Raw genomic sequence first — 26620 nt, 5'->3', positions numbered from 1 at the left:
GGGTTCCCCTCGCAGGCGGTAGTGACTACCTTGGGCGCACCCGCGATCAACACAGGTCCAGTTCGCGGAGAACGCCTTTCTTAAGCAAGTTCGATCGCAGTGACATCAAAACTGGAGGTTGATATATGAAAAGAAATCGCACGCTCGCGGCCCTTGGGGCGGCGGCACTCTTCATGGCGTTGCTGTCCTCGTGTGGCAAGCAGGAGGACGACCAGGTTGCAAAGGCCGCCACCGAGCTCAAGGCCAAGGCCGAGGCCGCCGCGCAGGCCGCCGCGCAGGCCGCAAAAGCGGCAGCCCAGGAGGCGGAAGCCCTGGTCATCGCCACCGAAGCCTATGTCTACGCCTACCCGCTGGTGACCATGGAAGTCACCCGGCGAATCATGACAAACGTCGAGGCACCGAAAGGCACGCACGCGCCGATGGGCCAGTTCAGCAGGGCCCGCTCCTACCCGGATGCCTCGTTCAAGGACGTAACCGCGCCCAACGCCGACACGCTCTACACAACGACCTGGCTTGACGTCTCGAAGGAGCCCTGGATCCTGAGCATCCCCGACATGAAGGGGCGCTTCTTCCTGTTTCCGATGCTGGACGGTTGGACCAACGTGTTCCAGGACCCGGGCAAGCGCACAACGGGGACCAAGGCGCAGAAGTACGCGATCACCGGTCCGGGGTGGACGGGCAGCTTGCCGGCCGATGTAACCGAATACAAATCGCAGACCGGCATCGTCTGGATTCTCGGCCGCATCTACTGCACCGGCACGCCGGAGGACTACAAAGCCGTGCACGCCTTGCAGGATCAGGTCTCGGTGGTACCGCTGTCGGCCTATGGCAAACCCTACACGCCCCCGCCCGGCGTGGTCGATCCGTCAATCGACGTGAAGACCGCCGTGCGCGATCAAGTGGACGCGATGGACGCTGCAAGCTACTTCAAGCTGTTCGCGGAACTCCTCAAGACGAATCCGCCTGCGGCTGATGACGCACCGATCGTGGCCAAGCTCGCCAAGATCGGCGTCGTGCCCGGGCAGGATTTCGACGTATCGAAACTCGAGCCCGCGGTCGCCAAGGGCCTCGCCCGCGCCCCCAAGCCAGCGCAGGAACTGATCATGGGCTGGATGAAGGGGGGCATCGCCGCTGGCGACATGAAGCTCGAGAACGGCTGGCTGTTCACCACCAAGACTGGCCAGTACGGCACGAGTTACCTGCAGCGTGCGCTGATCACCGCGATCGGTCTGGGTGCCAATCGCCCGCAGGACGCGGTCTATCCCACCTCGGAAGGGCCGAATGTGCTCTCGAAGTACAGCGGCGAGAAGAAATACGTCATGCGCTTCGAAAAAGGCCAGCTCCCGCCGGTGAACGGCTTCTGGTCGCTGACCATGTACAACGCAGGCTATTTCTTCGTGGACAACCCGCTCAACCGCTACACGCTGAGCCAGCGCAACAAGTTCAAGTCCAACCCGGATGGATCGGTCGACCTCTACATCCAGCACGAATCGCCCGGCAAGGACAAGGAATCGAACTGGCTGCCCGCACCGAAGGACGAATTCATCCTGATGATGCGCCTGTACTGGCCGAAGGAAACGCCGCCCTCGATCCTTGATGGCTCCTGGAAGGTGCCCGAGGTGAAAGAAGCGTCGTAACACCGCACTGAAGCCCCGCGCGGCGCACGCACCGCAGCGGGGCGTTCACCGCGCCGGACGGCCAAGGGCTCACCCTTGCCGCCCGGCACTCTGCAGAGTCTGTTGAAAGTCACTCTCCTCTGCACACGCCATTGCCATGGTTCCCTGCGGCGCGCAAGTCCGGTTCGCTGCGTCATGTGGAATACCATCCGCCGGTGCCGCCGGCCACGCCAGTCAATCCCTTGTGTGATGCGCTTGAAGCAGCCATCGCCGCCAGCGGAACAAACCGGGGGCTCATCCATGTCGAGACAATACCCGCTGCGTCTGTGACTGGCGTGCCAGCCGAGGGGCTGCGCTGAGCTCGCACCCGGTTTGTTCAAATCGGGCACTACCCGGACTGTGGTAGTGCGAATACACGCTTGCATGTATTTCCATCGCTACCGTGAGTTTCTATCGTTGGTGGGACGACGCCCTTCAAACGTGCTGCGGATGAATCTGCATCGCGGGTTGGGGCGTTGCCCAAGCACACAACAACCCAATCAACTGTGTTGATTGGGTTGTTTCACTCGCGCGAGACGTTCTCGCTCGTGAGTCATTGACGGCAACACGTCCGTCGAGCAATGGCAGTCATCAGGGATGGGAGGAGTCATGTCATACAAAAAACGGTTGATGTGCATGTCCGCAGCCTGCGTTGTTTCATTTGCATTAGCGCCCAGTTGTCTGGCGGGCTTGCAGGTCGTTGATTTCAGCGGTGGCGCATCGTGGCGATCAACGGACGACTCGGTGCTCGGCAACCGATGGGCGCATGGGATCTTTGATGCTTCCGATGGGGTGGCGGCTTACGCCCCCTATTCAAACTCAGGCACCACCGCGCTCAATTCAAATCGAATGATGTGGTACTGCGGCACCGGGGGTGACGCGTGCCGATCGCAAACCGGCGAAATCACCGGCGCCTCGGGCCCGACCGAAGTCTTCTTCGGCTATTCGTTCTACGTCAAACCTGGCGCCTCGATTCGTGGCGCGCGCGCGGCGATCATCGGCGATGACTTCTTCACGCTGGTGGTCAACAGCCAGCGAGTCACGTCCGCCGTGCTGGACGAACATAAGCGGCCCGATGGTCAGCCAGACCCGCTGATCGTCGATCTGGCGGCCTACCTCCATGAGGGTTGGAACGTCCTCGCGATCCGGGCGATGGATGGCTATCTGAAAGGCCCTGAGGAATGCGGTGGCGGCTATATCACCGCCCCAACAGCGATGGGCGCTTTCTGCAAGGGCGATCGTGGCAACGAGTACATGTTCGTCAGCGGCAGCGCCATGGTTGTGCCGGAGCCGGCGTCAATTTCCCTGGCTGCAATCGGCTTGCTCGGCGTCGGTTTGCTGCGCAGACGCCCCCCCACGGCCTGAGTGGCTGCGCCATGAAGTAGCCGGCAGCCTGAGCGTTGCGCCCAGGCTGCCTCCTCCTTCCTGACTGCGCCGGCGCAAGCGGCGCGATGCCTGAACGGCATGGCTAGGTTTTCCGCTTACGCTCAAGGGTTGCAACAAAGCCCGTCAGCCCAAAGCGAGTGTTCGTCATATCCAGACGTTTGGGTGGCGTCACTCGGCGCATCGTTCAAACCGCTGCCGCAGCCTTGGTCTTCAAAGCCTGTCTGGCCCTGCGAACCTCTGCACAGCGCAGTGCAACGTAAGTGCCCCAACCGATCACGCCCATGCCGACGATGAAGGCGCCGAACGAGATCGGCCACGGAATACCCGCCGTCATCATCGAGAACTCGGACATCCCGCCGACACCGGCGAGGATGTTGATCGGCATGAAGACGACGCCGAATACGGTGAGCTGCGAGACCCGCCGGTTCTGGTTGATGTTGATGAAGCCGATCGTGGCGTCCATCAGGAAGTTGATCTTGTCGAAGAGGAACGCGGTGTGGCTGTTGAGTGATTCGATATCGCGCAGGATCTGTTTGGCGTCTTCGATTTCGGCGGGCGACAGCATCTTGCAACGCATCAGGAATGAGAGCGCACGCTGGGTATCGAGGATGTTGCTACGGATGCGCCCGTTGAGGTCTTCCTCTTCGGCGATATCCGCCAGGATGCCAGCCGCTTCCTCATCGCTGATCGTTTCGCTCAGCACCTGACGGCCCACCTTGCCAAGCGTGTTGTAAACGCCTTCCAGCGCATCGGCGGAGTACTCGACATCGGCGCCGTACAGATCGAGCAACACATCCTTGCAGTCCGACACATAGCCCTGCTGCATCCGCGCCCGACGCCGCTGCAGGCGGAACACCGGCAGCTCTTCGTTGCGCACCGAAAACAGGATCTCGCCATGCAGCACAAACGCCACCGGGATACTGCGGGAGTTGCCTTCGCGATCGAGCAGGAAGTTCGAGTGCAGGTGGATTTCACCCGCCTCTTCGACATGGAAGCGCGAACTGACCTCAAGGTCGGTGGTATCGCCGGAATCGGGTAGCACCAGTCCGTAGTGGGCGCCCACGTAAGCCCGCTCGGCCTCGCTGGCGTGGAACAGATCAATCCAGATCGGCTGCACGCCTTCCAGATCTGCACGGCAGGTGATCGTGCGCTGGCGCAGGCGGCCATCGACAAGCTCGAAGGCATTGATCTGGCTCTGCGGAACATCAACAGCGTGGTCAAGACTCAGGCGATCTTTCAGTTCATCCGAGAGTTCCCACAGCACTTCGCCGCGGCGCTCGCCCGGCAACTGCTGCCACAGGAAGGCGGCGTCATCGAAACGCACCGATTCGAGCACCGCTCCAATGTCCGCAGCCGGTGTGCTCTCGAGCAGGTGCAGCACCTCACTCAGGTGTTTGCGATGAACGATCGCCTCGACCAAGTCTTGCGTCGCCATCGGCTGGCTATGCACCAAGCCCTCGACCAGTTTCTGTTTGTTGAGTAAGGCGTTGATCTGTTGGAGGGACATTGCAGCGTATCCGGGTAGTTCAGGCGCAGCCGGGGGCAGCGCGGCGCGGTGGTGATCGGGAATCATCTGTCGACGTCCGCAGACGTCGGGTATGACGACAAGCCGCCAGAGCAGCCGAGGTGATGCCCACGACACATCGCCGGGACAAAGCGCCGCACTGTGCCAGCTAACGGAGCCCGCAGGCGCCCAGCAAATCAAACGCCATTCAGGTTCCCGGCGCGCAGGCCCGATTCATCCGCTCATTGACACCATGAGCGCCACGGAGCAAGCCAACCAGCAGATTCAGTGCGCCACAGTGTACGGCGCCGTGATTGTGTTGGAATGGCGTGCCGCCAGCCCGAGCAAAGCCCCGAGCAGGATCGCGCGGGGGATGAAGGGCCTGGCGTTGGCGGCGCCTTGCGGCCAACGGGTCGAAATTGAACCACGGGGGCCGATGATATTTGCTGTGGGCTTGAAGCTGTCAGTCGGGCGCAGCCGATGCATCCAGCCAGGCAAGCACACCCTGCGCGGCGGCGCGGCCGGTAGCGAAGCAGGCGGTCAGCAGGTAGCCCCCGGTGGGGGCTTCCCAGTCGAGCATTTCGCCGGCGCAGAACACGCCGGGCAAGGCCTTGATCATGAGGCGGCTGTCGAGCGCTTCGAATCGCACGCCGCCGGCGCTGCTGATGGCTTCGTCGATCGGGCGTGGCGCGATGAGCCTGACCGGCAGCGCCTTGATTGCGCGGGCCAGCGCTTCGGGGTCGTCGTAGGTTTCGCGCGGCGAGCATTCGCGCAGCAAGCCCGCCTTGACGCCCGCGATACCAACGCGGCTTTGCAGATGGCTGGCCATCGAGCGTGAGCCACGCGGGTGCGCGACTTCCGCCCTCACCCGGTCGAGCGACTTGCCGGGGGCCAGATCGAGGACGAGCGTGGCCGAGCCGTGCGCGGCAATGGCGTCGCGAATCGGTGCGGACAAGGCGTAGATCAGGCTGCCTTCGAGGCCGCTTTCGCTGACGACGAACTCGCCCTGCCGCTGCCGGCTTCGCCCTTGCGCATCGGTGAACTGGGCAACGACGGCCTTCACCGGCTCACCGGCGAAACGCCCGCGGAAGTGTTCGCTCCATGCGGCGTCGAATCCGCAGTTGGCCGGCTGCAAGGGCGCCACCGCGACGCCCTGCGCCTGCAGCCAAGGCACCCATGCGCCGTCGGAACCCAGCCGCGCCCAGCTGCCGCCGCCAAGCGCGAGTACCACCGCATCCGCCTGCAGGTGCTGTTCGCCATCCGGCGCTGCAAAACGCAGCGAGCGGTCGGCCGCCCAACCCAGCCAGCGGTGCCGCACATGGATCGCGACGCCCGCTTCGCGCAGCCTGTGCAACCACGCACGCAGCAGCGGCGCGGCTTTCATGTCGGTGGGGAAGACGCGGCCGGAACTGCCGACGAAGGTGTCGATGCCGAGCGCATGAATCCAGCTGCGCAGCGCGGCCGGATCGAACGCGTCGATGAGCGGACTCAGCACATCCTGCCGCGCGGCGTAGCGCCCAAGGAAGGATTCACGCGGCTCGGAGTGCGTGATGTTCATGCCGCCCTTGCCGGCCATGAGGAACTTGCGGCCCACCGAGGGCATGGCCTCGTACACATCAACCCGCAAGCCGGCTTGGGACAGAACTTCGGCCGCCATCAAACCCGCTGGCCCGCCGCCGATCACGGCGACGCGGCGCGGGGCGTCAGCCATCGGCTTCTTCGCCGAGGCCCAGGCGCGAAGCCAGCACCTTGTCGATGCGCTTGCCGTCCATGTCCACCACTTCAAAGCGCCAGCCTTCCCACTCGATCGCGTCGGCCGTGTGCGGCAGGCGGCCCAGCAAGAGCATCACCATGCCCGAGAGGGTGTGGTAACGGCCCTTGTCTTCTTCGGGGACTTCCTTGAGGCCGAGTTTGTCCTTGAGCTCGGGCACCGGGATCAGGCCGTCAAGCAGCCAGCTACCATCGTCGCGCTGCACCGCCCAGGCGTCTTCGACATCGCGCGGCTTGAATTCACCGGTCACGGCTTCGAGCAGATCCTGCAAGGTCACGATGCCCTGCACTTCGCCGTACTCGTCGATCAGGAACACCATCTGCGTGGCCGAGGCCTTGAAGTGCTCCAGCAATTCCATACCGGTGAGGGTTTCGGGCACGAACACGCAGGGGTGCAGATGCTTCTCGAAATCGGGCGATTCGCCGCGCAGGGTCTGCCCCAGGATCTGCTTGGCGTGCACCACGCCAACGATGTGATCGAGCCCGCCACGGCAAACCGGAAAGCGCGTGTAGTCCGAACCGGCGATGTGCTGCAGGTTCGATTCGAGCGGCTGCTCCAGATCGAGGTAGACGATATCGGCGCGCGGCACCATCAGCGAACCGATCTCGCGTTCGTCAAGGCGGAACACGTTGCGCACCATCTCGTGCTCGCGGGTTTCAATGACGCCCGATTCCGAGCCCTCTTCAAGCATGAGGTGGATTTCTTCTTCGGTCAGCGCCGGGCCGCCGTTTCGCTTGATGCCCACCAGGCGCAGCAGCGCATCGGTGGAAAACGTAAGCAATCGAACGAAGGGGCGCGTGACCAGTGCAAGGCCTTCCATCGGCCGGGCCACGATGCGCGCGATCAGTTCGGGGTTGCTCTGGCCGATGCGCTTGGGCACCAGCTCGCCGATCACGATCGAGATGTAGGTCACCACCACCACCACCAGCACGGTGGAGCCGATCTCGGCGATGTTGTTCTGCAGCCCGAGTCCTTCCAGCCACAGCGCCAGCGGTGCGGCGAACACGGCCTCACCGACGATACCGTTGAGGATACCGATCGAGGTAATACCGATCTGGATGGTGGAGAGGAAGCGGGTGGGTTCTTCGCCGAGCCGCACCGCCGCCGCTGCGCTGGCATCGCCTTCGGCGGCCAGTTTCGCCAGCCGCGCCTTGCGCGCGGTGACCAGAGCGATTTCCGACATCGCGAACAGACCGTTGATAACGATCAGGCCAATCAGCAGAAAGAATTCCATCGAACCTTGTGAACACGATTGCGGCCCGAACTGCGGCCGCGGAGTCTGGATTATAGCTGCACATCCACGGGCCGCTCCCACCCGCGCCGACGCCACGCCAGCATGGGATCAGTGCGTGCCTGCCATGAAGGCCAAGGTACCATCGGGCAGGCTCAGGGTGAAGATGCTGCCCTCGCCCGGCGTGCTTTGCACGGCGATGTCGCCGCCCATCAGGTTGGCCAGCTTGCGCGAATGCGCCAAACCGAGCCCCGTCCCTTCGACCTCGCCACGCCGCGCGCCCACCCGGGTGAAAGGTTCAAAAATACGGGCAAGGTCTGCCGCGTCGATGCCGATGCCGGTATCTGCAAAGTGCAGCGCAAGGCACCCGGCCGCAGCCGCCGTTGCGGTAATCGTCAGGCTGCCGCCCGGGCGGTTGTACTTGCAGCCGTTGGAAATCAGGTTGATGACGATCTGCCGCGTGCGCCGGCGATCGGCCAGCACCGCCAGCTTGAGCCCCGGTGCGACACGGATGTCCACATTGAAGCTGCGGGCGACCGGCGCGGTCATCGTGCAGCACTCGTTCATCAGCTCGGCCAGATCAAGCTGCTCTGGGTGAAGGTCTACCTTGCCGGCTTCGACCTGCGCAAGGTCCAGCACATCGCCGATCAGCGCCAGCAAGTGCTGGCCAGCGGTGTGAATATGCTGGGCGAACTCGGCCTCGGCAGGCGGCAGCTCTTCGCGCAGCAGATCGGCGAAGCCAAGAATCGCGTTGAGCGGGGTCTTGAGCTCATGGTTCATCGAGGCAATGAAAGCGGACTTGGCCTGATTGGCGCGATCCGACGCTTCGCGCGCCGCCAGCAGTGCGGCCTCGTAGCGCTTGCTGTCGGTGACATCCGAGAACGCGTAAAGGCGGCCCACCGGCCGGCCGCGCAGTTGCTGGGGGCGCGCGGCGCATTCGACAAAGCGATCATCGGCCAGCGCCAGCGTGAGCACCCGCTCGGCCTGCGGATCGTCGGCTACCTCGACGAGCATGGCATGCCAAGGCGCGGGATCAACTTGCAGCGCCGCCACGGCGGCGGCGACCGCCGCACCATCCAGATCGCTGCCGGCAACACCGAACATGCGCGCGAAACGCCGATTGAAATTGCGCAGCCCGCCCGACAGATCGGTCACCAGGACACCATCAGCAATCGATTCAAGCGTTGCCGCCAGCAAGGATGCAATCTCGGCGGTCTCGTCCGAGCGCGCGAGTTCGGCAGACACATCGGTGAGCGTCAGCGCGATGCTCTGCGCCGGCGGCGCCCCGAGGATCCGCACCTGCTTCTGCACATGCACCGTGCTGCCGCTGGCATGAAGGTAACTGCCGGGCGCGCAGTCCAGATCGTGTGCCAGCCCAGAGGCGACTTCCTCCCAGAAGAACATGTCTTCGAGCCCGACTTCGAATTCGCTGATCGGCCTGCCGAGTAAAGCCGCCGCGGGCACCCCGAACAACCGCCCCAGCGCATCGTTGGCAAAGGCAATCGTGCGCGTGGCGCCATCAACCAGCAGGAAGGGGCTGGCGCTGCCGCTGGCTACCAGCGCAAGCAATTGCTCGGGCGCCGTGTCCTGTGCGCTCATCCGCCCACCCCGCCGCCCGATTCGGCATCGAAGTAGTAGGTGACGCGGCGGCGCGGCGAGAGGTACTCGAAAACCGGCCGCGGCAACTGCTGGGGTTTGAGCGTGCGGGCGATGCTCACTTCCGCCTCTTGCTCCAGGTCGACCAGGATGGCTTCTTCCTTGGGCACGGCGGGGTCGTACACCAGCACGGTGGGCTTGAGCGGGCGCGTGCTATTGACCGACACGACCATGCCGATGGTTTCGTTGGACAAGACCACGATCGAGCCCGGCGGATACACCCCCATGCAGCGGATGAAGACCGACAGCGCGTTGGCGTCGAAGTGGGCGCGCTGCTGCGCGTACATCACCGACAGCGCCTCATGCGGCGTCATTGCCTTGGCCGGGTTGGGCGGGTTGCACAGGTTGTCGTAGGCATTGACGATGGTGACGATGCGCGCCAGCAGCGATATCTGATTGCCCTGCAGCCCGCGCGGATAGCCGCTGCCATCGGCGTGCTCGTGATGCTGCGCAACGATCGCCATCACTTCGCCAGAGAGTTCAAGCTTCTTGCCGATCTCCAGCCCGTACACCACATGTTGCTGCATCAGCACGGCTTCAGCATGCGTCAGCGGGTCGATCTTGCGCAGCACCTTGTCGGGGATCTCGACCTTGCCGATGTCGTGGAACAGCGCGCCCACCCCCAGCGACTTGATCGCCTCGGCCGGCGCCTTGAGTTCCTTGGCCAGCATCATCGCCAGCACGGTGACGTTGAGCGAGTGGTAGTACACGTCTTCGTTGCCGGCCTTGTCGCTCATCAGCGTTATCGCCACATCGGCGTCGGTCAGCATCGAATCGACCATGGTGTCGGTCAGGCCACGCGCCGCTTCGTAAGACTCTTTGGGCCGCGCGAACAGGTTCTGCGTAATGCTCTTGATCGCCTTGGTGGCGGACTGGAATTCGCGCTCGCAGGCGTTCACCTTGGCGCGCTGGGCGGCCAGCCGCTCGACCCGCTGGCGCTTGGCCGCGTAAGCCGGGTCATGTTCGCGCGAAAGCGCCGGCGGCGGCGCAGAAACTGGCCCGGTTGGCACCGCCAGGGGCTCGGCCTCGCTCTTGCCGGGCGAGTAACGGATCCGCGTCAGCCCCAGCGATTGCAGGGTCGCGATCTGATCAAGGCTCTTGATCTTGAAGCTGGAGAAGGTGAACGGGTGATCCATCCACGACAGGTCAAGGTGGATCTGCAAGCCAATGCACAGTTGCTGTGGCGTGATGTAGTGATCGTTCGGATGCTCTTCGCGCTCCAAGGCCCAACCTCCAGAAAACGCGGTGCAGGGTTTCCCCTGCTATAGCGGCAGGCGCGGAAGAACCTTGAAGGCCTTGATGACCGCGACGGCCTCCCGCCGCCACAAAGCTGAAATAAGCCCTCAATGGCGCTGAAACACGGCGGAGCCAATCTTTGCGCCTTTTCGCGCCGGCTTGCCATCCGCATCGCCGGCCTCGACTGAGCCCAGACAAAACGAGGCATCGAACCCCATGAAATACCACCCCATCGCCTGCGCGCTGCTTGCCGCAGGGCTTGCTCTCCCTGCGAGCGCCGCATCGCTGGTGATCAGCCAGGCCTACGGGGGCGGCGGCAACACCGGCGCCACCCTGAAGCACGACTTCGTTGAACTGTTCAACCCCGGCACCACCGCCGTGTCGCTCAGCGGCTGGAGCCTGCAGTACGCCTCGGCCAGCGGCGGCACCTGGCAAGTCACGGCGCTGAGCGGCTCGGTCGGCCCCGGCCAGTACTACCTTGTGCAGCAAGCTCCGGGTTCGGGCGGCACGCAGGCACTGCCCGCGGCCGACGCGATCGGTAGCATTGCGATGAGTGCCAGTGGTGGCAAGCTGGCGCTTGTCAGCCAAGGTGCGGCACTCACCTGCGCGAGCGCCTGCGCCGGCACCGCTGGCGTGGTGGATTTCCTCGGCTATGGCAGCGCCAACAACGCTGAGGGCAGCGCCGCCTCGGGCGCATCGAACACCCTGGCGCTCCAGCGCAAGGCGGGCGGCTGTACCGACACCAACAACAATTCGGCCGACTTCAGCAGCGCCAGCCCGGCGCCGCGCAACAGTGCAAGCGCGGCCCTGGTGTGTGGCGATGGCAGCGGTGGCGGCGACGGCGGGAGTGGTGGCGGCAGCGGTGGCGCAATCAGCGCACGCATCCGCGACATCCAGGGCATTGCGCATCGCTCGCCGCTGGTGGGGCAGGACGTTGCCAACGTGCCGGGCATCGTCACCGCCGTGGTGGTCAACGGCTTCTACATGCAGGATGAACAGGCCGACAACGACCTGCGCACCTCTGAAGGCATCCTCGTCTACACCGCCAGCACGCCAGGCGTTGCTGTCGGCGACGCGGTCACGGTGAGCGGCAAGGTGGCCGAGTTCCGCCCCGGCGGCAGCGGTGGCACCAACAACCTGAGCATCACCGAGATCACCACCCCCACCGTCACCCGCATTTCAAGCGGCAACGCCCTGCCCGCGCCCGTGCTCATCGGCAACGGTGGTCGCCTGCCGCCCGGCAAGTCGATCTACAGCACCGGCAGCGGCGATGTCGAAACCCTCGGCGCGCTGAACCCCACGGCCAACGGACTCGACTTCCTCGAGAGCTTCGAAGGCATGCGGGTGCAGTTGAACAACCCGGTCGTGAGCGGCCCCACCAACCAGTTCGGCGACATGCCGGTGCTCGCCGACGGTGGTAGCTGGGCCGCAACCCGCACCACACGCGGCGGCATCGTGATCGCCAGCGACGATTTCAACCCCGAGCGCCTGATTGTCACCAAGGGCGCGGTGGCAACGCCCAGCGCCAACGTGGGCGACAGCTTCAGCCGCATCACGGCGGTGGTCGATTACAGCTTTGGCAACTACAAACTGCTGGCGACCGAACTCAATGGTTTTGCCAGCGGTGGCCTCGCGCCCGAGACCACGCGCCGCCAAACCGCCAACGAACTCGCCGTGGCCTCGTTCAACGTAGAGAACCTCTCTGCGGCTGACCCGGTGGCCAAGTTCGACCGCCTCGCCGGCCAGATCGTGAACAACCTGCAATCGCCGGACGTCATCGGCCTGATGGAGATCCAGGACAACAACGGCCCGACCGACAACGGGGTGGTCGATGCGAGCACGACTTTCGCGCAACTGATCGCCGCCGTTGGCCGCGCCGGCGGGCCCGCCTACCAGTACCGTTCGATCGACCCGGTCAACAACCAGGATGGCGGCCAGCCCGGCGGCAATATCCGGGTCGGCTTCCTCTTCAATCCGGCGCGGGTGAGTTTTGTCGATCGCGCCGGCGGCAGCGCCACCAGCGGTGTCGGCCTCATCAATACGGCCGATGGCATTGCGCTGTCGGCCAGCCCGGGCCGCATCGACCCGACGAACAGCGCCTTCGCTGCCAGCCGCAAGCCGCTGGCAGCAGAGTTCCGTTTCAATGATCACAAGGTCTTCATGATCGCGAACCACTGGAACTCGAAGGGGGGCGATCAGCCGCTTTATGGCCGCTTCCAGCCGCCCGAGCGCAGCTCCGAGGTGCAGCGCAACCAGCAGGCTGCGGTGGTGTCGGGCTTCGTCAAGTCGATCCTGACGGCAGAACCCGCTGCGAACGTGGTGGTGCTGGGCGATCTGAACGACTTCGAGTTCTCTGGCGCGGTCGGCCAGCTCAAAGCCGTCGGCATGACTGACCTGGTCGAAACCCTGCCCGCCGCCGAGCGCTACACCTATGTGTTCGAAGGCAACTCGCAGGCGCTCGACCATATCCTGGTCAGCCCGGCGCTCGCCGCGCGCACCGAGTACGACGTTGTGCACGTGAACAGCGAGTTCGCCGACCAGAGCAGCGATCACGAGCCCGAAGTCGCGCGCCTGAACCTCGCGCCCAAGGCGATCAATCTCTCCAGCAACTTCACCTGGTACGCCTCGGGCCTGAGCTACAACCGCGCCACCGGCCTGTACTCCGGCACCGTCACGCTCGTTGCCAAAGCGGCGGTGGCGGCACCGCTGGCGATGGCGCTGGGCGATCTGCCCGCGGGTATCACGCTGGCCAACGCCACCACCAGCGTGGGCGGCAAGCCGGCGATCCGCATCAACACGCCGCTCGCTGCCGGCCAGTCGTTCGCCGTGCCGGTGCAGTTCCGCAACAGCGGCAGCGCGAAGATCGGCTACACGGTGCATGTCTTCGGCGGCCTGTAACCGCGCGCACGCGCACTGATCGAAACAACCGGCGGCAAGGCGCCGCCGGGCTTGAAAGAGGAATCCAAGCATGAACACCCTGCAACGCAGTCTGATAGCAGCGCTCGCGGGCCTGGCCATGGCCCTGCCCGCTTCTGCCGCCACTTACGCGGTGACGGTTGATACCAGCAGCCTCGCCGGAGAAACCGGCTACCTAGATTTCGGCTTTGCCGGCCTGGCGGACTCGCCAGCGGCCATCAGCACCATCTTCGGCCTGGCCGGCGGCAGCGCACTCGGCGCTGCCCAGCTCGACGGCGCAGCATCAATCACGACCGGTGGCTGGCAGCTTGGCACCGGAGAAGCCTTCAACGCGGTCTTCCAGTCGTGGCAGTTCGGCAGCCAGCTGAGCTTTTCGGTCGACTTCAGCGGCGACTGGCTCAGCGCCGGCAGTGGCAGCGGCAACAGCTTCTCGCTCAAGCTGTGGGATGGCGCCGTCAGCAACACCCTGCTCACCGCCGATGGCGCCGGCGACGTGCTGCGCTTTGAACTCTCCCCCGGTGGCAGCATCGGCGTCGAAACCTTCGCGCGCGATGCGTTCGGCACGCCCTCGGCAGTGCAGGTGAGCGCGGTACCCGAACCGCAGACCTACGCCATGCTGTTGGCGGGCCTCGCCCTGCTGGGCGCCGCCAAGCGCCGCCGCGCCGGCTGAGCGTAACCGTGCACGAAAAAACGGCGCCCCAGGGCGCCGTTCTTGTTTTTCACCCGCCGACGCAAACACGCGTCGCCGGCCGGGCAGCGCCCTAGAACCCGAGCGCCTTGAGCACCCGGCGGTTGTGCGCCGCGTAGTACGGATCTGGCATGCCCAGTTCGTAGATGCTGCCACTGATCGTTTGCACCCGGCGGGCCGCACCATCAAACGCGGTTATCGCCGAGGTGTTGCCAGTCGCGGTGCAGACAGATGCGCCAACGATTTCCTCAGGCCTGCGAATTGCGCCCACGCCGGGCGCTTCGATTCGCCATCCCTTGATCTGGCCATGCGCTTCGCCCGGAATCCGGATCGAGATGGCCACCGGATCGAGCGAACGCTCCACCTCCGCCATCATTTGCAGCAAATCGCCCGCGATATTGGTGCCGGCAAAATCCAGGTCAGCGGTGTCATGGCCCGCGTCTTGCAAGGGCGAAGCCATGCCACGTTGGCGCAAGGGGGATTCAGGCCGCGCCGGGCCCAAGGAATTGCTCATGTTGATCTGTCTCGGTTTGTCTTGTTGTATCGCACGGGACGCCCGCACGAGGGCCGGGCATGCCTTCGAGGGCCTGCGTCCGGAACTGCCGGAAGGCTTCCGCCGTGTCGTGCCGCGGCTGCGTGGGTACGCCAGCACTGTATGCACGAGAAAGCGAAGGCTGAGATTTTCACCGTGCGGGCCGGCAAGAGCAAGGCTTCCCGATCAAGCCACCCAGGCATCGTGCTGGCGACATCCCGCCGCAGCGCCAGCCCGTGCCCGCATGCCCGGCGGCCGCGTCGCCCGGCGGGTCGGCCGACTTGGTTTTTCGCCAGCAGCCTCAACATGCCTCATCATGGAAACACTGCAACACGGAGCCCACTCATGAACGACCAAATGTTCCGCATTGCCGCCGAGGAAGACCTGGAAGAAGGCATTGCCAAGGCCCTTTCCGAGATCGACGCCGGAAACCTGGACGACCTCGTGATTCAAGCGCATGGCCAGGACGAGCATCAGCAGATGTTCCGTCAAATGCTCGCCGAATTTGCCAGCAGCCACGCGCGGCGACTGCTCGAAGACGAAGCGCGCGGCGTTTTCTACTTCCTGCCGCTGCGTCTGCAATGACAAGGCGGCCCGCCGCGCAATGACAAGCAGCCCCGCCACTGAAACACAAGCCATGTCGAACCAAGCATTGATCAGCGCGCTCGCGCGCCTCCTGACGTCGCCCGGGCGTCTGCCAAGCACGGCGTTCTCGTCGGAAGAACGCTCTGCAATCGCAGAGTTCTCGCGTCACAAGGGCGGGCTGCGACTGGTGATGATTGCGCGCAACGCCAGCTACGCCATCACCAACCGCAGCGCGCTGGAAGCGCACCTCGCTGATCTGGACCCCGCCGCCCTGGCGAGCTGCCGCGCGGCAGGCGCCTCACCCGAAGCGGGCGCAAGCCCCGATTCGCCCGCCGAAACGGCGGGCGTTCTACTCAAGGGCCCGTTCTATCTGCTGCTCAAATCGATCAGCCCGTCGGCAAGCTGGCAGGATGCGACTCGCACGCTGAACGTAGCGCAGATCGAGCAGAACGCCGGCGTGGCCGCGCTTGCCCTGAAGACGCACGACAGCTGGCACACCGCAGAGCCGCTGTGGCTGGTCGCATCACAGGCGCGCTTCGAGCACACCGAATGGCTACCCGCCACCGCCCGCGGCACCCTGGCCTATTACCCGCCCCAATACAGTGCATTGGTGCGCCAGTGGCTCGCCTTCACCGCCCGGGCGCCACTGCTTGAGCACTACACCGACCCGCCCACTTGACGGCAACACGCAAGGCGGGCGATCACACACGGAAATTGCCGAGGGACGGCGCGGCCATACCGGGCACAGCCCAGGACGCTCATCCGCCGTACCCAGCCGCGACAGATCAGGGCACCACCGTCACCGGCACGCGGGCGTGGTGGATCACCTTTTCGGTCACCGAGCCGAACAGGAGGCTTTCGACCAGGTTCAGGCCGCGACAGCCGATGATCAGACCATCCACCGACAAGGCCCTGGCGCATTCGAGAATGCGCTCGGCCGGGTCGCCCATCGCCACATGCAGGCGCCAGGCCAGTCCGGTGGAGTCGAGCATGGCGCGCGCCTGGGCGGTGGCACCGAGTGCGCGATGCGCCAGTTCGGCGTCGGCGGCTTCTCTGGCCAGCCAGGGCACCACATGCACCAGATGCAGCGCCACACAGCTCATTTCTCGCGCGTGCTCGGCGGCATGCGTGAGGGCGCGCAAGGCGTTGTCCGACGGATCAATCGCGACCAGCCAGACCTTGCCCGCCACGGGTGGCGGCGGCGTGCTGTCGTAGCGGAGCGCAACCAGCCGGCCGTCGTCGTCATGCTCACGGCCGATAAGCACCGGTTCAGGCTGCACGCGGTTCATGGTTTTTCTCCGGCGGGAACGGGCTTTCGTTTCGAGAGCGCCAGGCTGGCGACGACCGAGATCAGGATGATGCTGCCGACGATCGACAGCGACCACTGGATCGGCATGTGGAACCAGGGCATCGCAAGCATCTTGCCGCCGATGAAGACCAGCACGATCGACAGGCCGTACTTGAGCAAATGGAAGCGATCGGCCATGTCGGCCAGCAGAAAGTAAAGCGCGCGCAGCCCCATGATGGCGAAGATGTTCGAGGTGAAGACGATGAAGGGGTCGGTCGTCACCGCAAAGATCGCCGGGATGCTATCGACGGCGAAAACCACGTCGCTGGCTTCGATCAACACCAGCACGAGGAACATCGGCGTCGCCCAGAGCACGCCGTTCTGCCGGATGAAGAAGCGCTCGCCGTGAAACACCGGGGTAATGCGAAGGTGCCTGCGCAGCCAGCGCAGCAAGGGATTCGATTCCAGATCGGGCTCGGCCTCGGCGAAGATGAGCATCTTGATGCCGGTCATCGCCAGGAAGGCTCCGAACACGTAGAGGATCCACGCGAACTGCTGCACCAGCCAGACGCCCGCGAGGATCATCGTGGCCCGCATGACGATCGCCCCGAGCACGCCGTAGAGCAGCACGCGGCGTTGCAGTTCGGGCGGCACCGCGAAGTAGCTGAAGATCATCACGAAGACGAACATGTTGTCGACCGAGAGCGACTGTTCGATCAGATAGCCGGCCAGGAACTCCAGCGTCTTCGTGCGCGCGACCTCGGCGCCCTGGGTGCCGTTCAGGTACCACCACAGCAGCCCGGCAAAGGACACCGCAAGCAGGCACCAGGCAATCACCCAGGCCAGCGCTTCCTTCACATGCACGCGGTGCGCCTTGCGCCCGCCAAACACGAAAAGGTCGAGCGCCAGCATCGCCAGCACGAAGCCAACGAAACCGGCCCACATCGGGGCGGTGGCAAAGGTCTGCACGCCCGCGCTCATCGGGGTTTAATCACTTCTCGTGGGTGGCTTGCGGGTTCGGCGCGCCGCTGTCACTGCGCCTGGCGGCGCAAGGCTTCGATCCGCTCGGTAAGCGGCGGGTGCGTCATGAACAGCCGCTTGAGCCCCCCGCCGCCGCCACCGGCAATGCCGAAGGCCGCCATCTTCTCTGGCAAGGGTTGCGGATGCAGGCTGTTGAGGCGTTCGAGCGCCGCAATCATGTTCTTCCGGCCCGCCAGGCTTGCGCCCCCGGCGTCGGCACGGAACTCACGGCGGCGCGAGAAGTACATGACGATGATGGACGCCAGCACGCCCAGCACCAGTTCCGCGATGATCATCGTGACAAAAAAGGCCGGCCCCTGGCCGCGCTCGGTCTTGAACACCACACGGTCGACAAGGTGGCCGATCACGCGCGACAGGAACATCACGAAGGTGTTCACCACGCCCTGGATCAGGGCAAGGGTGACCATGTCACCGTTGGCGGCGTGCGCGACTTCGTGGCCCAGCACGGCTTCCGCCTCTTCGCGCGTCATCTGCTGCAGCAAGCCGGTGGACACGGCGATCAGCGAACTGTTCTTGCTCATGCCGGTCGCAAACGCATTGACGTCGGGCGAATCGTAAATGCCGACTTCGGGCATCTTGATGCCGGCCTTGTCCGAATACTTGCGGATCGTTTCGTAGAGCCAGAACTCGGTCGAGGTACTTGGTGAATCAATCACGCGAACGCCCATCGAGCGCTTCACCGACCATTTTGAAATGGCCAGCGAAATGAACGATCCGCCAAAGCCCATCACTGCCGCGAAGATCAGCAGTGAAGACAGGTTGAGCCCATTGGCGTTGAGGTAGGGCTCGACGCCCAGCAAGCGCATGGTGACTGACAGCACCAGCACAATTGCCATGTTGGTTGCCAGAAACAGGAAGATGCGTTTCATGAAGTGGCCTTTTACTTGAAGGTAAATCGGTGCCGGGCGGCCCGCGCGACGCGCGCGGGGCCAGTCCGCAGTGTTGGCAGAACAATCGGGCGCATTGCCATCGGCTGCCTCAGTTCGTGCCGCCGCGCGATCGACGGATCAGGCGCAGATCGGTAATGAATTCAAGCGGCTCACCAATCTGGATCTGGTGGAACGCCGGGTGCAAGGGATTGAGCAAATAGTTGGTTTCAGACGGAATCACCGCGCTGGGTACTGCCAGCACAGCGCTGCGTGCACTGCGCGCCCACTCCGAGCCGATCTGCTGCAGATGCTCACGCGCCGCCATCTCACGCCAGCCCTCGGGCAAGGCATTTGCGGCGAGTTGTTCAAGCTGCACCTGATCAGGAATGAAAGCCGGGATCATGACGTATCGCGCGCGTAGGGGGTCGTCCTGCACCAGCAGTTCGAGCATCGCAAGAGACTGCGTGGCGGCCGTGTAGACCATCGGCACATGCTTGCGGTTCCAGCGGCCGCCGTAGAGCCGCGCGCCTTCGCCGCTGAAGGCGGTGTCGGCAAAACGCGCGGTGACGAGCCGCCAGACGGTGAGCGACATCAGGAAAAGACGCCGTGCTCGATACGGCCCAGGGTATCGAGCACACTCTCGGCGCCGATATCGGTATCAAGCAGCGAGATGGGCGTGGCGCTGCACAGCGCGGCGTTGGACGACTTGAGCCAGTCGAGCGCCACGTCGAGGTCTTCGAACACCTCTTCCGCGCGGTCCACCACCCGGGCAAGCCGCACCACCTTGGCCGACTCTTCACTGTTGAGCATGCCTTCACGCTTGCGGCGTGCGAGCGTGCGCTCGGGAATGCCCAGCGCGCCCGCCAACTCCGCCTGCGTCAGCTTGACCATGCGGGCCAGCGCCTCGACCGACTGCGATGGAATGCCGTGGCGGATCAGCGTGACCCATTCAAGCGGCGTACGCGGCGCACTTTGCAGCACGCCCCGCCCGCCCAACAAGCCTTCGATTGACAGGTCTTCGCGTTGCAGCGCGGCTGAACTCATGATGCACCCCCCAACTCTTGCCATATGGCAATCAATATAGGCAAATTTGGCGCATCGCTCAAGCCCACCCCGAATTGCTCGCGTGCATGCGGTGCCGCTTGCGCAGGGTTTGACGGCCGCGATCTGGCCCGATTACTGCATGCGGCGCCACGCCAGGGCCGCTGCGCAAAGCAGGCCGCCATGCGTGCGTGGCAAACCGCTACGGCTCTCCGATGCTTGAGCGAACCAGGCCCCGCGAAAAATGTCTCAACACCGCACCGGACAGACAGGACCGCCCCCGAGGACTGAACCATGCCGCCACAGCTTGCCTATCGCCGACTCAATCCAGCCAAGCTCTTGCTCAGCAAATGGACCGCCGCCAGGCCGAGCAATCGCGAGAAGCACTTCCTCGTGACAAAGCTCTTCGAGCCCGATGAAGCCGGATCGGGCATCGAGTGGGTTGAAATCGAGGCGATTCACTCCCGCCGCTGCGAACGCATTGCATGGCGCGAGCTGTGCGACGGCAGCCGCTGGCTGCAGGGCTGGAAGTAGCGTCGGCGCAGGCGCGCTCAGCCGGCCGCGGAGCGGTGCCAGCGCCAGCTGTCCATCGCCAGTGCGGGGCCATCGCCGATTGCCAGCATGCGTTCAGCGCGTGCGCCCTGCCCTGCGGCGCCAAGCGCAACAAACAGCGGCAGAAAGTGCTCCGGCGTCGGATGCGCACGCGCAGCGCCGGGGGCCCGTTGCGCCCAGTCCAGCAGATCATCGATCCGCTGCTCGGTGATTGCACTGGCCACCCAATCGCTGAAAGCCTGCACGTAGGGCAAGGGTGCCATCGACTGGCCAAGCAAATCGGGGCGCGCGAAGGCGTCGTTCAAGTTGTGGGTGGTATGGCCGGAGGCGAGCACCAGCACATCGTCACCAATCAATGGCGCGAGCGCCTGCCCCAACGCGAAGTGATGGCGCGCGCCCAACGCCGCCTGCACCGAAAGTTGCAGCACCGGCACATCCGCATGCGGAAACAGGTGCATCAACGGCACCCACGCGCCGTGGTCCAAACCGCGCGAGCCATCGATTCCGCTTGCAATACCGGCCGCGGCAAGCATGCCGCGCACGCGCCCGGCCAGCTCTGGCGCGCCCGGCGCCGGGTAGCGCAAGCGATACAAGGGCTCGGGAAAACCACCAAAATCATGGATGGTCGGCGGCGACACGGCCCCGGTCAGCATCGGTGTCCCGGTCGTCCAGTGCGCCGACACGGCAAGGATTGCGCGTGGCTTGCGCATCTGCGCGCCCAACTGCGCCCACAGCCGTGCGGCATCACTCTCCAGCATCGCGTGCAGGGGCGAACCATGCGAAAGAAACAGGACCGGCATGCCTTCGATTCGTGTCATCGCGGTATCCATTACGGCGGCGCGAACTTGCCACGCCGCCTTGCCATGACTACTTGAGCAATCCTTCAGCGCGCAGTGCTTCCTGCACCGCCGGCCGTGCCGCCACCCGCGCATGGAATGCGGCCAGCACAGGCCATCCAGACAGATCGATGTCCACCCACTGGCACCAGTTAAGCACGGTGAACAAGTAGGCATCGGCCACGGTGAAGCCAGCGCCCATCAGGTAATCGCGCCCGGCAAGCTGGCTTGCGACATAGTCGAAACGCTTGCCCAGCAGCGCCACCGCGGCACTTTTTGTCTCGGCGGGCGTAGCCGGGTTGAACAAGGCGCCGAAGGTCTTGTGCAGCTCGGAGTTGATGAAGCCCAGCCACTCCTGCAAGCGGTAACGCGCCAGGGTGCCGTTGGCCGGGGCAAGCTGCGCGTGCGGCTGCAGATCAGCAATGTACTGAACGATCGCAGGCCCTTCGGTCAGCAGCTCTCCGCCATCAAGTACAAGCGCCGGCACATAGCCCTTGGGGTTGATCGCGCCAAAGTCCGCCCCGTCGGCCGTGGTTTTGCGCTTCAGATCAACCTTGACGAGTTCAATCGGCAAACCCGCTTCGCGCAAGGCAATGTGCGGTGAGAGCGAACAGGCACCCGGGGAAAAGTACAGTTTCATCGTAAGACTCCTTGTTTTGAAGGCGAATCCAGAACGGTGGGACAGGTCATGCATGCGCTCGGTTCGATTCAGCGCTGCCGATGTTCAGCGCAAATGCGCCGGCACCAAGCAATGCCTGAACCGCAACGGCCAGGCTCAGAAAGGCAGGGTACTCCCAGCCACCACCGGGCGCATTGCCTGCGCGGACAACGGCCCCGCTGACCCAGGGCATCGCAACATGACCTGGAACACCGCTTCAAGATCCATTTCAGGGAAGGCAGTATGTGCGGGCGGCGCGAATTACTTTCCTTACGACGGAACAAGCCCCCAGAATGGCTGTCGGGAAACAAGAGACGCCGATTCAACAGTCCAAAACAGCACGACACGGCCGCCCAGCGAGGAATCAACCCATGCCCATGCAAAAACCCCCGCGCCTGGCCACAGGCACACTTGCGTTCTTTCTCGACTTCGATGGCACGCTCGTGCCCTTCGACAAACCCGACGAATCCGTGCCCCTGGTGGATGACGGTTTGCGCTCGCTGCTCACCGAGTTGCGCAACCGTTCAGATGGCGCACTGGCCATCATCAGCGGCCGCAGCATCGAAGTGATCGACGAGTTGTTCGAACCGCTGAAGCTTGCCGCAGCAGGTGAGCACGGCGCGGAGTGGCGCTTCACCCCCCATGCGCACCGCGAGCAGATCATTGCGCCGCCGGGCCTGGTCACCGCACATGCCAGCTGCGAGCAGTTTGCCAACCGCACCTTGGGCGTGCGCTTTGAGCGAAAAGCGCTGTCGATGGTGCTGCACTTTCACCGCCACCCGGAACTGCGCGACGCCGCAGCCAAGGCCGCCGAAGCGGGCTGCCTGCCCGACAGCGGGGTACGAGTGATGCACGCACGCGGCATGGTCGAAGTCAAACCGGTGGATGCCAGCAAGGGGCATGCAATCAACCGCTTCATGCAGGCGTTTCCGTTCACGCGCCGAAAACCGGTTTTCATTGGCGACGATGTCACCGACGAAGATGGCTTCATTGCGGTCAACGCGCTCGACGGCGTCTCGATCAAGGTTGGCGCGGGCAACTCCCACGCGCGCTACCGTCTGCCCGATGAAGACGCGGTGCGCGAGTGGCTTGAATCACTGCTCGACTGAGCGGTAACTGCTGCGCTCGGCGTCATCACGGCTTGCCCGCCTGAAGGTTTGGCGCGGCAACATTACAACGCTGGCTCTCTACGGCGCGATCCACCGGGCTGCGGGGCCGCAACTGCGTGCGTTTTTCGCCACGCAGGGCGGTTGCCCGGTCGGCGAAGCGCGCATCACGCCAGGCTTTGGCTTGCCGGCCCGGCACATCCTTCCGAGCGCCTGCAGCACGATGCGATCGGCACCCACTGAGGAGCGCTGCTTGACGCCTTGCTAACGCGGTACGGCCGGAACCGGCTCGGGCGCGGCCTCCCGGTCGCGGATCAGGCGGCGCAAGTAGGGAATCAGTACCACCAAGGCACAGCCAACCAGCAGGCTTCCCAGGCCGAGGCGGCCAAACAGGCTTGAATACGCGGCATTGGTGGAAAGCGCTGCGCCTTCGGTCGGCTCTGGGATCATGCCGGAGAAATCCCCCGCGAACAGCGACGCAAGGCCGGTGACGAGCATCCAGCTGCCCATCATCACGCCCTGGTACTGACGCGGCGCCATGCGCCCGATCATGGCGTAGCCGATAGGCGAAATCAGCAGCTCGCCCAGACTCTGCAGCACATAGCTCAGGAAGAGCCAGCCAAAGGCCACCATGCCCTTATCGTCGGCCAGCGCGATCCCCAGCGGCAGAGCAAGAAAGCCCAAACCCATCAGGATCAGCGATACCGCGAACTGCTTCGGCACATCGATTGTCCAGCCACGATCCCGCAGCCGGAAGAACAAGGCCGCCATCAGCGGCCCGCCAATCACGATCACCACGGTGTTGATGTTCTGGATCCATTGCGGCGCCACTTCGAAACCCATGACGATGCGGTCCACGTTGTTGAGAGCGAACAACTGCAATCCGTTGGGCGCCATCTGGTAGAGCGTCCAGAACACCAGCGAGCCCAGCGCCAGGATCAGGTAGGCCCACATGTTGTTCCGCTCGCGCGTGTCACGATGCCGCACCGTCAGATAGACCAGCGCCAGCGCCACCGCCGCACAGATCCCCTTGAGCCACATCCCTGTTTCGGCCGGCGACTGCAGCATCTTCCACACCACGGGCACGAGGCCGAACAGCACGAGCAGCCCCAGCACAAAGCGCAGCCGGTACTGGGCCTGGCTAAGTTCGAGCAAGGGCGTGTCGCGATCCGCGAGTGTCTTCCAGTTCAGCACCGACAGAACAATCGCGAGCAGATTGCCCACCGTCGCGAAGATAAACAGGCTCGAGTAGTCGCCGTTGAGCTGGTAGTACCCCGCCACGGTGAAGCCCACAAAGAAGCCGACGTTCATGCCTGCGTAGTTCCACAGGAACGCCGCCTCGCGGCGCGTGTCCTCCGGCTTGAAGCGCTGCGTCAGCATCATGTTCAGGCAGGTCACATTGAGCCCGCTGCCGGTAAGGAACAGCGCCAGCCCAAGGTAGAGCATTGCCACCGTACCACCCGCAATGCAGGCGCTGCCCAGCATCTGTAGCACCATGCCGCCCACAAACAGATTGCGGTTACTCAGCAAGCGCCCGCCCAGGTATCCACCAAACAGGTGCAAGCCATAGTTGAAGGCGCCGAACACCCCCATCATCAAGGCCGCATCCTTGCTTGAAAAGTGCAGATGCTTGGTCGCGTAAAGCACCAGCGTCGAATACAGCACCGCAAAACCCAGCGTCGCGAAAATCTGGATGAAGAAGAGCGACGCAGCGCCTTCTGGAATGTCCGACAGCCTTTCTTTGACCAACACCACGCAATACCTCAGCCACTTTGCCCCGGCAAACGCCGGCTAGGCGGTGTATACCAGAGCCTCGCGAAGCGCCAAAATGCAATGAATGACGCGGAGGCACCGCACACCGTCTGGCGATGCTTGTTCAGCGCAGCCAAGCATGCCCCGCCGCCCGCACCAGACTGATCCAGTCCAAAGAGAAAGCCGAGACGGCCATGCCTATCCATCGCTTGCGTCACATCCTCACCAACACCTTGAGCCTGATGCTCGGTCTTGCGATTGCGGCCACGCCGGTGCTTGCCGAGCCCCCGCCCGGCAAGGGCAACAAGGGCGGCGGTCATGGCAAGAAGGGGCAGGACAGCGAAGAAGTGACGGCATCGATCACGCTGACCACCGCAGGCATTTCGGTCAGCGCGGCGCGCAGCATTGCGATCGATTCCGGCTATCGCCAGGGCAGTTACAAACCGCTGCCGCCCGGGATCCGCAAGAACCTCGCACGCGGCAAGCCGCTGCCACCGGGAATCGCCAAGAAGATGGCGCCGCCCAACATGATTTCGCAATTGCCGCGACATCCTGGCTACGAATGGCAGGTATGCGGGACCGATCTGGTGCTGATCGCGATTGGCACCGCCATCGTTGCCGATGTGCTGAGCGACGTTTTCAACTGATTCCGGCTGAATCGCGACCCCGTCGTTGGCCACGACGGGCGTCACGTTTTTGACAACTCCCGCCGCAGCGCGGCAAGCCGCCCTGGCCGGCTGCGTCTCTAATGCGATCTCTGGTCGTCGACGCATGGCGATGACTGGGGAGCGGACGCACACCACGGCTTGCCTGGTGCTCGCGGCCAACATGAGGGGGAGCCAATCCCCCCGCTTCGCCTCTCCTCGGGGTGAAGCCACTTCGCTTCTGGGGGGAATGCGAGTGGTTCGTGGCAGTGTCAAATTGCGCATGTTGGTCTTGAGCACACCCAAGGGGATTCCCGACGGTGCGTCCGCCCCGCTTTCTTGTGCCCACCTGTATCAGCCCCCCGCTCATGTGATGTGTCGCACTTGCCGACCCGGCAGGACCGCGCGCACACGCATTCCGTATCCGTTTCTACCCAGCTCGACACGCAACCCGCTGGCCATCGGCACAACCGGTCGGCCCAGTCACTAACGACCGCTATGAAAGCGGCGCACCTCCAACCCACAACGGTGAGAGAGACCCGTCATGTATCCGATCCTGATTCTTGGCGCCGGCAAGATCGGCGCATCCATTGCCAAGCTGCTCCACCAGAGCGGTGACTACCGGGTTACCGTCGCCGACAAGGACCCGGCCGCGCTTGCCAGACTGGAAAAGCAACTGCGAGTCGCGACCCGTGAAATCGATTTGAGCGAAGCCGAGCAGCTCAGGCTGGCACTCGATGGCCAGCGCGCGGTGTTTTCGGCCTGCTCCTTCGATGTGAACCCGGCCATTGCGCAAGCCGCGCTGGACGCGGGCGTGTCCTATTTCGACCTGACCGAAGACGTGGAGACCACACGCAAGGTTCGCGAATACTCGGCGCAAGCACGTGATGGGCAAATCTTCATGCCCCAGTGCGGACTGGCGCCGGGTTTCATCGGCATCCTCGCGCATGCAATGAGTCGCCGTTTCGACCGACTCGACAGCATCAAGATGCGGGTCGGCGCCCTGCCCCAATACCCGCACAACCACATGAAGTACAACCTGACCTGGTCTACCGACGGGGTCATCAACGAGTACTGCAATCCCTGTGAGGTGATCCACAAGGGGCGTCAGCTCGAAGTGCTGGCGCTCGAAGGGCTTGAGCGATTCTCGCTCGACGGCCTTGAATACGAGGCCTTCAACACTTCGGGCGGGCTGGGTACGCTATGCGAAACACTGGCCGGCCGGATCAACGACCTCAACTACAAGACCGTGCGCTACCCCGGCCACCAATACCTGATGGACTTCCTGATCAACGGCCTGAAGATGGGCCACACCACCGAGCGCCGCCACCAGTTGCGCGAGATCATGGAGTCGGCGCTGCCGATCACCAAGCAAGACGTCGTACTCGTCTATTGCGCGGTATCCGGCTGGAAAGACGGGCACTACTGGCAGGAAACCGATGCCCGGAAGATCTACCATCAGAATCTGTTCGGCGAAGCTTGGAGTTCGATCCAGCTCACCACCGCCGCCGGCGCCTGCGCGGCGGTGGATCTGCACCGCGAAGGGCGGCTGCCGAACAAGGGATTCGTGCGGCAGGAATCGGTGGACCTGGAACACTTCCTCGCCAACCGGTTTGGCCGCTACTACTCGACGGAATCGCATCACGCGGAACGCGTCACGCTTTGAGGCTGCA

At 64.1% G+C, this 26620-nt stretch carries 25 protein-coding genes; 11 read left to right on the top strand and 14 right to left on the bottom strand.

The features are described 5' to 3' along the window. Positions 1-125 precede the first annotated feature (125 nt). A complete protein-coding gene (locus OPU71_RS09670) occupies positions 126-1637 on the top strand; it encodes a DUF1254 domain-containing protein (RefSeq protein ID WP_267727755.1) in 1512 nt (503 codons plus the stop codon). An 867-nt stretch (positions 1638-2504) separates the two neighbouring features. After that, positions 2505-3020, top strand: coding sequence for a PEP-CTERM sorting domain-containing protein (locus tag OPU71_RS09665; RefSeq protein WP_267727754.1), 516 nt, complete (start codon positions 2505-2507; stop codon positions 3018-3020). Between the two features lie 205 nt (positions 3021-3225). Here the strand turns inward: OPU71_RS09665 and OPU71_RS09660 are convergent, their stop codons facing one another. The 5 genes from OPU71_RS09660 to OPU71_RS09640 form a co-directional block, all read right to left on the bottom strand. Further along, positions 3226-4548 carry a magnesium and cobalt transport protein CorA gene (locus OPU71_RS09660; protein WP_267727753.1) on the bottom strand — a complete coding sequence of 441 codons (1323 nt, stop codon included), beginning with the start codon at positions 4546-4548 and terminating at the stop codon, positions 3226-3228. A 460-nt stretch (positions 4549-5008) separates the two neighbouring features. After that, positions 5009-6256 (bottom strand): TIGR03862 family flavoprotein, encoded by a 1248-nt coding sequence (locus tag OPU71_RS09655; RefSeq protein WP_267727752.1) that lies wholly within the window; start codon positions 6254-6256, stop codon positions 5009-5011. Then, the gene (locus tag OPU71_RS09650) at positions 6249-7550 is read right to left on the bottom strand and encodes a hemolysin family protein (protein ID WP_267727751.1); all 1302 of its coding nucleotides are present in this window, start codon (positions 7548-7550) and stop codon (positions 6249-6251) included. The genes OPU71_RS09655 and OPU71_RS09650 overlap by 8 nt, the downstream gene beginning before the upstream one ends. A gap of 108 nt (positions 7551-7658) precedes the next feature. Further along, positions 7659-9146, bottom strand: coding sequence for a PAS domain-containing sensor histidine kinase (locus tag OPU71_RS09645; protein WP_267727750.1), 1488 nt, complete (start codon positions 9144-9146; stop codon positions 7659-7661). After that, positions 9143-10426 (bottom strand): HD-GYP domain-containing protein, encoded by a 1284-nt coding sequence (locus OPU71_RS09640; RefSeq protein WP_267727749.1) that lies wholly within the window; start codon positions 10424-10426, stop codon positions 9143-9145. The genes OPU71_RS09645 and OPU71_RS09640 overlap by 4 nt, the downstream gene beginning before the upstream one ends. A gap of 229 nt (positions 10427-10655) precedes the next feature. On the opposite strand from OPU71_RS09640, the gene OPU71_RS09635 reads away from it, so the two are divergent. Both OPU71_RS09635 and OPU71_RS09630 read left to right on the top strand, forming a co-directional pair. After that, positions 10656-13337: a lamin tail domain-containing protein gene (locus OPU71_RS09635; protein ID WP_267727748.1), complete on the top strand. Its 2682-nt coding sequence runs from the start codon at positions 10656-10658 to the stop codon at positions 13335-13337. A gap of 70 nt (positions 13338-13407) precedes the next feature. Continuing rightward, positions 13408-14025 carry an NF038129 family PEP-CTERM protein gene (locus OPU71_RS09630; protein WP_267727747.1) on the top strand — a complete coding sequence of 206 codons (618 nt, stop codon included), beginning with the start codon at positions 13408-13410 and terminating at the stop codon, positions 14023-14025. A 91-nt stretch (positions 14026-14116) separates the two neighbouring features. Here the strand turns inward: OPU71_RS09630 and OPU71_RS09625 are convergent, their stop codons facing one another. Next, complete coding sequence (locus OPU71_RS09625; RefSeq protein WP_267727746.1) at positions 14117-14557, bottom strand: hypothetical protein; 441 nt, start codon at positions 14555-14557, stop codon at positions 14117-14119. Between the two features lie 363 nt (positions 14558-14920). Between OPU71_RS09625 and OPU71_RS09620 the strand changes: the two genes are divergently transcribed. Both OPU71_RS09620 and OPU71_RS09615 read left to right on the top strand, forming a co-directional pair. Beyond that, positions 14921-15160, top strand: a complete 240-nt coding sequence (locus OPU71_RS09620) for a hypothetical protein (protein ID WP_267727745.1) — start codon at positions 14921-14923, stop codon at positions 15158-15160. 52 nt (positions 15161-15212) lie between these two features. Continuing rightward, positions 15213-15839: a hypothetical protein gene (locus OPU71_RS09615; RefSeq protein WP_267727744.1), complete on the top strand. Its 627-nt coding sequence runs from the start codon at positions 15213-15215 to the stop codon at positions 15837-15839. A 106-nt stretch (positions 15840-15945) separates the two neighbouring features. On the opposite strand, the gene OPU71_RS09610 is transcribed toward OPU71_RS09615, so the two are convergent. The 5 genes from OPU71_RS09610 to parS all read right to left on the bottom strand — a co-directional run bounded on the left by OPU71_RS09610 (position 15946) and on the right by parS (position 19402). Then, on the bottom strand, positions 15946-16449 hold the full coding sequence (locus tag OPU71_RS09610; RefSeq protein WP_267727743.1) for a universal stress protein: 504 nt from the start codon (positions 16447-16449) through the stop codon (positions 15946-15948). After that, the gene (locus tag OPU71_RS09605) at positions 16446-17417 is read right to left on the bottom strand and encodes a TerC family protein (protein ID WP_324256051.1); all 972 of its coding nucleotides are present in this window, start codon (positions 17415-17417) and stop codon (positions 16446-16448) included. The genes OPU71_RS09610 and OPU71_RS09605 overlap by 4 nt, the downstream gene beginning before the upstream one ends. A 62-nt stretch (positions 17418-17479) precedes the next feature. Continuing rightward, positions 17480-18358, bottom strand: a complete 879-nt coding sequence (gene htpX, locus OPU71_RS09600) for a protease HtpX (protein ID WP_267727742.1) — start codon at positions 18356-18358, stop codon at positions 17480-17482. 109 nt (positions 18359-18467) lie between these two features. Continuing rightward, a complete protein-coding gene (locus OPU71_RS09595; RefSeq protein ID WP_267727741.1) occupies positions 18468-18950 on the bottom strand; it encodes an RES family NAD+ phosphorylase in 483 nt (160 codons plus the stop codon). Beyond that, a complete protein-coding gene (gene parS, locus OPU71_RS09590; protein ID WP_267727740.1) occupies positions 18950-19402 on the bottom strand; it encodes an antitoxin Xre-like helix-turn-helix domain-containing protein in 453 nt (150 codons plus the stop codon). Before parS ends, OPU71_RS09595 begins: the two co-directional genes overlap by 1 nt. Positions 19403-19693: 291 nt before the next feature. Between parS and OPU71_RS09585 the strand changes: the two genes are divergently transcribed. Next, positions 19694-19933 carry a TIGR02450 family Trp-rich protein gene (locus tag OPU71_RS09585; protein WP_267727739.1) on the top strand — a complete coding sequence of 80 codons (240 nt, stop codon included), beginning with the start codon at positions 19694-19696 and terminating at the stop codon, positions 19931-19933. A gap of 17 nt (positions 19934-19950) precedes the next feature. On the opposite strand, the gene OPU71_RS09580 is transcribed toward OPU71_RS09585, so the two are convergent. Next, entirely contained in the window at positions 19951-20769 is an 819-nt protein-coding gene (locus tag OPU71_RS09580) for a DODA-type extradiol aromatic ring-opening family dioxygenase (protein ID WP_267727738.1), read from the bottom strand. 49 nt (positions 20770-20818) lie between these two features. Continuing rightward, positions 20819-21427, bottom strand: a complete 609-nt coding sequence (gstA, locus tag OPU71_RS09575; RefSeq protein ID WP_267727737.1) for a glutathione transferase GstA — start codon at positions 21425-21427, stop codon at positions 20819-20821. Positions 21428-21816: 389 nt separating this feature from the next. On the opposite strand from gstA, the gene otsB reads away from it, so the two are divergent. Beyond that, positions 21817-22554 carry a trehalose-phosphatase gene (gene otsB / locus OPU71_RS09570; RefSeq protein ID WP_267727736.1) on the top strand — a complete coding sequence of 246 codons (738 nt, stop codon included), beginning with the start codon at positions 21817-21819 and terminating at the stop codon, positions 22552-22554. A 7-nt stretch (positions 22555-22561) separates the two neighbouring features. After that, positions 22562-22819 carry a macro domain-containing protein gene (locus tag OPU71_RS21345; RefSeq protein WP_420712367.1) on the top strand — a complete coding sequence of 86 codons (258 nt, stop codon included), beginning with the start codon at positions 22562-22564 and terminating at the stop codon, positions 22817-22819. On the opposite strand, the gene OPU71_RS09565 is transcribed toward OPU71_RS21345, so the two are convergent. Further along, positions 22816-24303, bottom strand: a complete 1488-nt coding sequence (locus tag OPU71_RS09565) for a peptide MFS transporter (RefSeq protein WP_267727735.1) — start codon at positions 24301-24303, stop codon at positions 22816-22818. The two genes, OPU71_RS21345 and OPU71_RS09565, sit on opposite strands and share 4 nt — an antisense overlap. A gap of 194 nt (positions 24304-24497) precedes the next feature. Here OPU71_RS09565 and OPU71_RS09560 point away from each other — a divergent pair, with 194 nt between their 5' ends. Together OPU71_RS09560 and OPU71_RS09555 are read left to right on the top strand one after the other, a co-directional pair. Continuing rightward, positions 24498-24950: an anti-virulence regulator CigR family protein gene (locus OPU71_RS09560; RefSeq protein ID WP_267727734.1), complete on the top strand. Its 453-nt coding sequence runs from the start codon at positions 24498-24500 to the stop codon at positions 24948-24950. Between the two features lie 541 nt (positions 24951-25491). Then, positions 25492-26613, top strand: coding sequence for a saccharopine dehydrogenase family protein (locus tag OPU71_RS09555; RefSeq protein WP_267727733.1), 1122 nt, complete (start codon positions 25492-25494; stop codon positions 26611-26613). Positions 26614-26620 lie beyond the last annotated feature (7 nt).

It is taken from the genome of Niveibacterium sp. 24ML (assembly GCF_026586805.1).
GTDB lineage: Bacteria > Pseudomonadota > Gammaproteobacteria > Burkholderiales > Rhodocyclaceae > Niveibacterium.
This window is presented reverse-complemented; position numbering and strand designations above follow the sequence as displayed.